The sequence below is a fragment of the Micromonospora sp. DT44 genome (assembly GCF_049841635.1).
Taxonomy (GTDB): Bacteria; Actinomycetota; Actinomycetes; order Mycobacteriales; family Micromonosporaceae; genus Micromonospora.
This window is the reverse complement of record NZ_JBNCKS010000033.1, coordinates 1-5,863: the sequence shown is the minus strand read 5'-3', so window position 1 is coordinate 5,863 and position 5,863 is coordinate 1. Positions and strand designations below refer to the sequence as shown.

The 5,863-nt window shown below is 71.5% G+C and carries 5 protein-coding genes; all 5 read left to right on the top strand.

Going from position 1 to position 5,863, the window contains the following annotated elements; translation table 11 throughout:
* The first annotated feature begins 410 nt into the window (after window positions 1-410).
* Entirely contained in the window at window positions 411-1,589 is a 1,179-nt protein-coding gene (locus ACLQ25_RS19510) for a sensor histidine kinase (protein ID WP_425732257.1), read from the top strand.
* Entirely contained in the window at window positions 1,586-2,242 is a 657-nt protein-coding gene (locus ACLQ25_RS19505) for a response regulator transcription factor (protein ID WP_357131066.1), read from the top strand. Before ACLQ25_RS19510 ends, ACLQ25_RS19505 begins: the two co-directional genes overlap by 4 nt.
* Window positions 2,243-2,351: 109 nt before the next feature.
* Window positions 2,352-3,905 (top strand): signal recognition particle protein, encoded by a 1,554-nt coding sequence (gene ffh / locus ACLQ25_RS19500; RefSeq protein ID WP_425732256.1) that lies wholly within the window; start codon window positions 2,352-2,354, stop codon window positions 3,903-3,905.
* 68 nt (window positions 3,906-3,973) lie between these two features.
* Window positions 3,974-4,552, top strand: a complete 579-nt coding sequence (locus tag ACLQ25_RS19495) for a Uma2 family endonuclease (RefSeq protein WP_425732255.1) — start codon at window positions 3,974-3,976, stop codon at window positions 4,550-4,552.
* A gap of 18 nt (window positions 4,553-4,570) precedes the next feature.
* Complete coding sequence (locus ACLQ25_RS19490) at window positions 4,571-5,650, top strand: amidohydrolase family protein (protein WP_425732254.1); 1,080 nt, start codon at window positions 4,571-4,573, stop codon at window positions 5,648-5,650.
* The last annotated feature ends 213 nt before the right edge of the window (window positions 5,651-5,863 follow it).

Below are 5,863 nucleotides of genomic sequence, written 5' to 3'. Positions count from 1 at the left end.
TGGGCCCGCCCTGGCCATCGTGGGTCCTGCGGAGCCTTGGAGATGCCCGCGGCCCGCATGCGCCACTTCGCGGCTGATGACTCAGTGGCATCAAGATGCCGCAGAGTCATCACGCTTGTTGCAGTGCCCGCCCCCAGACTCCGGCCCCCAGACTCCGGCCGCCGGACGCCGCGCCCTCTCAGACGCCGCCGGCCCCTCAGACGCCTGCGGCCTCGTCGCGCTACCGCCACCGTCGGCATCTGTGCGTCGTCGGCTGTCGGCATCTGTGCGTCGCCGGCCCGCGGAGCCACTCGGTGGCTAGGGCCGGGATGACCTGGGCGGGGTCAGGTCGTGGGTACGTCCCCGGACGTAGGGGCGGTGCCGCTCGTGGGCGCACGTCAGGAGGCGTCCGCGCGGGCAGAATGACGGCCATGCGAGGGAACGGGTGGCGTGGGCGGGACGCGGTGGCGGACGCCGTGCTCGCCCTCGTGCTGCTCGTGTTCGGTCAACTCGCCACCGGGCTGGCCGGGGACAACCAGCCGGGCTCGATGCCGGTTGACGTCCTCTGCCGGGCACTGATCGCGCTCGCCGCGCTCGCCCTGTTGCTCCGACGGCGAGCTCCCGTGGCGACCCTCGTCGTGGTCACGCTTGCCACCTCGACGTACCTGGTGCTCGGCTACCCGTACGGGCCGATTCTGCTCGCGTTCCTCCTCGCGGTGTACACCGTGGCGGTGGGACTGCCGGTGCGTCCGGCGGCGCTCGGCAGCAGCGGCGCGTTCGTGGTGCTGCTGGCGCATGTCTTCGTCTCGCGTGGCCCCGCGCCGGGCTGGACCGGAGTGCTCCCCGCGTCGGCCTGGGTGGTCGTACCGTTCGCGGTGGGTGTGGTGGTGCGGGTCAGCCGGGAGGCGGCCGCCCGTACCCGAGCCGAGGAGGCCCGTGAGCGTGTCGAGCAGGGTCGGCGGCAGGCCGACGAGGAGCGGCTGCGCATCGCCCAGGAGGTGCACGACGTGGTGGGGCACGGGTTGGCCGCGATCAGCATGCAGGCGGACATCGCCCTGCACCTGCTGTCGAAACAGCCCGAGCAGGCGGAGATCGCGCTGACCGCCATCAGCCGCACCAGCCGGGAGGCGCTGGACGAGCTGCGGGTCACATTGGGCGCGGTGCGGCGGGGCGCGGAGCGTGAGCCCGTGCCCGGTCTGGCGCGGCTCCCCGCACTGCGCGACCGCCTGGCGGGCGCCGGTCTCGCCGTCGAGCTGCGCCAGGCCGGTGACCCGCGGGAGTTGCCGGCGGCGGTCGACCTGGCGGCGTACCGGGTGGTGCAGGAGGCGTTGACGAACGTGCTGCGGCACGCCGGGGTGGCGCGTGCCGAGGTGACCGTTGCCTATCGGGCCGACGAGGTGACGGTTGAGGTCACCGATCGGGGCGTCGGTGTCCCAGGCGGGCTCGGCGCGGCCGGCGACCTCGAACCGGCCGACGGCCGGTCCGGCGGGCACGGGCTGGCCGGCATGCGGGAGCGGGTGACTGCGTTGGGCGGGCGGCTGAGCGTTGGACCGCGTCCGGCGGGCGGGTTCCGCGTGTGGGCCCGGCTGCCGGTGGAGCCGTCCCCGTGATCCGGGTGTTGATCGCCGACGACCAGGACCTGGTCCGCCTCGGGCTGCGCGCGCTGGTGGAGAGCGAGGACGATCTGGCGCTCGCCGGTGAGGCCGCCGACGGGTTGCGGGCGGTCGAGCTGGCCCGGCGGGAGCGGCCGGACGTGGTCCTGATGGACATCCGGATGCCGGGCATCGACGGGATCGAGGCGACCCGGCGGATCGTCGCCGATCCCGACCTGACCGGTACGCGGGTGGTGGTGCTCACGACCTTCGAGCTGGACGAGTACGTCTTCGACGCGCTGCGCCACGGCGCGAGCGGGTTCCTCACCAAGGACACCCGGCCGCCGGAGTTGCTGCGCGCGATCCGGCTGGTCGCCGAGGGGGAGGCGCTGCTGTCGCCGTCGGTGACCCGCCGGGTGGTGCGGGAGTTCGCCACCCGGCCGTCGCGGGCACCCCGTCCGCACCCCCGCCTGGACACGCTCACCGACCGGGAACGCCAGGTGGTGGGCCTGGTCGGTGAGGGACTGAACAACGAGGAGATCGCCGCCCGGTTGGTGGTCAGCCCGGCGACCGCCCGGACACACGTCAGCCGGGCGATGGGCAAGCTGGCAGCCCGGGACCGGGCCCAGCTCGTCGTCTTCGCGTACCAATCGGGCTTGGTTCCGGGGTGAGGCCGGGCCGCCAGCGGCCGTGCGGCCGGGCGGCTACCCTAGCGGTGGCCGGACTCCGCAGTGCCGGCCGCGTTGTGCCCGCCGGAACACTGACAAACGGGATGTTCGCGTGTTTGACACCTTGAGTGACCGCCTGTCCGGGATCTTCACCAAGCTCCGCGGCAAGGGACGGCTCACCGACGCCGACATCGACGCCACCGCGCGTGAGATCCGCCTCGCGCTGCTGGAGGCGGACGTCGCGCTGCCGGTGGTCAAGGGCTTCATCGCGGCGGTGAAGGAGCGCGCCCGCAGCGCCGAGGTTTCCCAGGCGCTCAACCCGGCCCAGCAGATCATCAAGATCGTCAACGAAGAGCTGATCAAGGTGCTCGGCGGCGAGGGGCGGCGACTCCAGTTCGCCAAGCAGCCGCCGACCGTGATCATGCTGGCCGGCCTCCAGGGCTCGGGTAAGACCACCCTCGCCGGCAAGCTGGCCCGCTGGCTCAAGGGCCAGGGGCACCAGCCGCTGCTGGTCGCCGCCGACCTCCAGCGCCCCAACGCCGTCGGGCAGCTCCAGGTGCTCGGTGGTCGCGCCGGGGTCGAGGTGTACGCGCCGGAGCCCGGCAACGGCACCGGCGACCCGGTGCAGGTGGCCCGCGCGTCGATCGAGCACGCCAAGCGCGCCGCCCGGGACATCGTCATCGTCGACACCGCCGGTCGACTCGGTATCGACGCCGAGATGATGCAGCAGGCCGCCGACATCCGCGACGCCGTCTCGCCGGACGAGGTCATCTTCGTCATCGACGCGATGGTCGGTCAGGACGCCGTCCGCACCGCCGAGGCGTTCCGCGACGGCGTCGGCATCACCGGTGTGGTGCTCTCCAAGCTCGACGGTGACGCCCGTGGTGGTGCCGCGCTGTCGGTTCGCGAGGTCACCGGGCAGCCGATCCTCTTCGCGTCCACCGGTGAGAAGCTGGAGGACTTCGACGTCTTCCACCCCGACCGGATGGCCAGCCGGATCCTCGGCATGGGCGACGTCCTCACTCTGATCGAGCAGGCCGAGCAGGCCTTCGACTCCGATCAGAAGGAGAAGATGACCGCCAAGCTGATGGGCGGCGAGCAGTTCACGCTTGACGACTTCCTCGACCAGCTCATCGCGGTACGGCGGATGGGCCCGATCGCCAACGTGCTGGCCATGATGCCGGGCATGGGGCAGATGAAGGACCAGCTCGCCGAGCTGGACGACAGCCACTTCGACCGGGTCACCGCGATCATCCGGTCGATGACCCCGGGCGAGCGCAACAACCCGAAGATCATCAACGGCTCCCGCCGGGCGCGTATCGCCAACGGCTCTGGTGTCACCGTCATGGACGTCAACCAGCTGCTCAACCGCTTCGCCGACGCCCAGAAGATGATGAAGCAGATGGGCGGCATGATGGGCCTGCCCGGCGGCGGTCGACGCAAGGCCACCAAGAGCCCGAAGAACAAGCGCAAGGGCACCAAGGGCGGCGGTCGTCCGCGTACCGGCGCCGGAATGCCGGCCGGCTTCCCCGGTGGCATGCCGCAGCTCCCGCCGGGGATGGACCCGAACGACCTGGCCGGTGGGCAGGGTCTGCCGCCCGGCTTCAAGCTTCCGAAGATCGACTTCAACAAGCTCGGCAAGGGCGGCGACAAGGGCCCGCGCTGACGCGTGTCGGTGACGGCGGGCGACTGATTCGGCGCTTAGGGTGATGTCGCCCCCTGGAAGGAGATGTCATGACCGCGGCCCCGATCCTGCCCGAACGGCACGAGTGGACGGTCGACGACCTCGGTGACCTGCCGAAGGACCTTCCGTACGAACTGATCAACGGAAGGTTGATCGTGCCGTCGCCGACTGCCGTGCACCAAGATCTCTGTGTTCGACTGCTGCTGGCCGTCGAAGTCAACTGTCCACCGGAATACCTGGTCAGCATCGACCTTTCCATGCGGGTCGACCGGCGCAACGAGCCACGCCCCGACGTGGTGGTCATCCGCCGCAAGCACGCCGGCCGGTCGCCGGTTCCGGTGGAGGATGCCCTGCTCGCCGTGGAGGTCGTCTCCCCGACCTCGAGTTTCCGCGACATGTACGACAAGGCGAAGGTCTACGCGCACGCCGGAATCCGGTCCTACTGGGTGGTGGACCCGTCGCAGGAGCGCGTCACGCTCACCGAGTACGCGCTCGGCGCCAACCGGGAGTACGAGCAGGTCGCACACACCGAGGATCTGTTCGTCACCGAGCGGCCGTGGAAGGTCTCCGTCGACCTGCCCGCCCTGACCGTCCGGAAGAACGACCTGCTCGCCCCCGACGAGGAGTGATCGGGTAGGACTGTGCGCATGGCCCTTCATGTGCGCGGCGTGCTGCTCCCCGACGACGAGGTCCGGGACCTCTGGCTGGTCGGCGACCGGGTGACCTTCACCCCAGTACCCGACGCGGAGACCGTCGTCGACGGCGGGTTCCTGCTGCCAGGGCTGGTCGACGCGCACTGCCACATCGGCATCGCCCGAGGTGGGGCCCCGATCACCTCGCTCGACCAGGCCCGCGAGCTGGCCCACGTCGACCGGGACGCTGGGGTGCTGGCGATCCGGGACGCCGGCTCGCCGTACCCGTACCCCGAGTTGGACGACGAACCGGAACTGCCGCGACTGGCCCGTGCCGGCCGGCATGTCGCGCCGCCGAAGCGCTACCTGCGCGACATCGGCGTCGAGGTCGACGCCACCGAGGTGGCCGCGACGGTGGCCGCCCAGGCGAAGGCCGGCAACGGCTGGGTCAAGCTGGTCGGCGACTGGATCGACCGTGGTGTGGGCGACCTCGCGCCGGCCTGGGACGCCGACACCCTGACCGCCGCCGTGCGGGCCGCGCACGACGCCGGGGTACGCGCTGCGGTGCACACCTTCTCCGAGTCCGCCGTCGAGATCATGGTGCGCGCCGGGGTGGACTCGGTCGAGCACGGCACCGGCCTGAGCCTCGACGTGATCGACGAGATGGCCCGGCAGGGGACCGCGCTCGTCCCCACGATGATCAACATCGCGACCTTCGGCGGGATCGCCGAGCAGGCGCAAGCCAAGTTCCCCGGGTACGCCGAACACATGCTCGCGCTGCGCGACCGCTTCCCCGAGGTGGTCCGGGCCGCTCACGAGGCGGGCGTGCCGATCTACGTGGGCACCGACGCTGGAGGCGGCATCGACCACGGGCTCGCCGCCGAGGAGATGCTGCTGCTGCACGAGCGGGCCGGCATACCCGCCGAGGACGTACTCGCCGCCGCCTCCTGGGGCGCCCGGGAGTGGCTCGGCTTTCCCGGGCTGGTCGAAGGCGGTCTCGCCGACCTGACGGTCTACCCCGAGGACCCCCGCCGTGACCTGCGGGTCGTCCGTGCCCCATCCCGCACGATCCTGCGCGGCCGAGTGGTGCGCTGACCCGTCTGCGCTGCGCTGGGCTGGGCCGGGGCCGCGCTGGGCCGCGCTGGGCTGCGCGGGGCCGCGCTGGGCCGCGCAAGATCGCGCTCGATCCTGGATGTAGTGGTCTCGACATCGCGGGATCCCACTGCATCCTGGAGCTTGTCTCATCCTGTTTGGGCTGTTCAGGAGTGGTTGACAGGTCTTGTTGGTGTGGTGGGGTGCTGGTGGGTG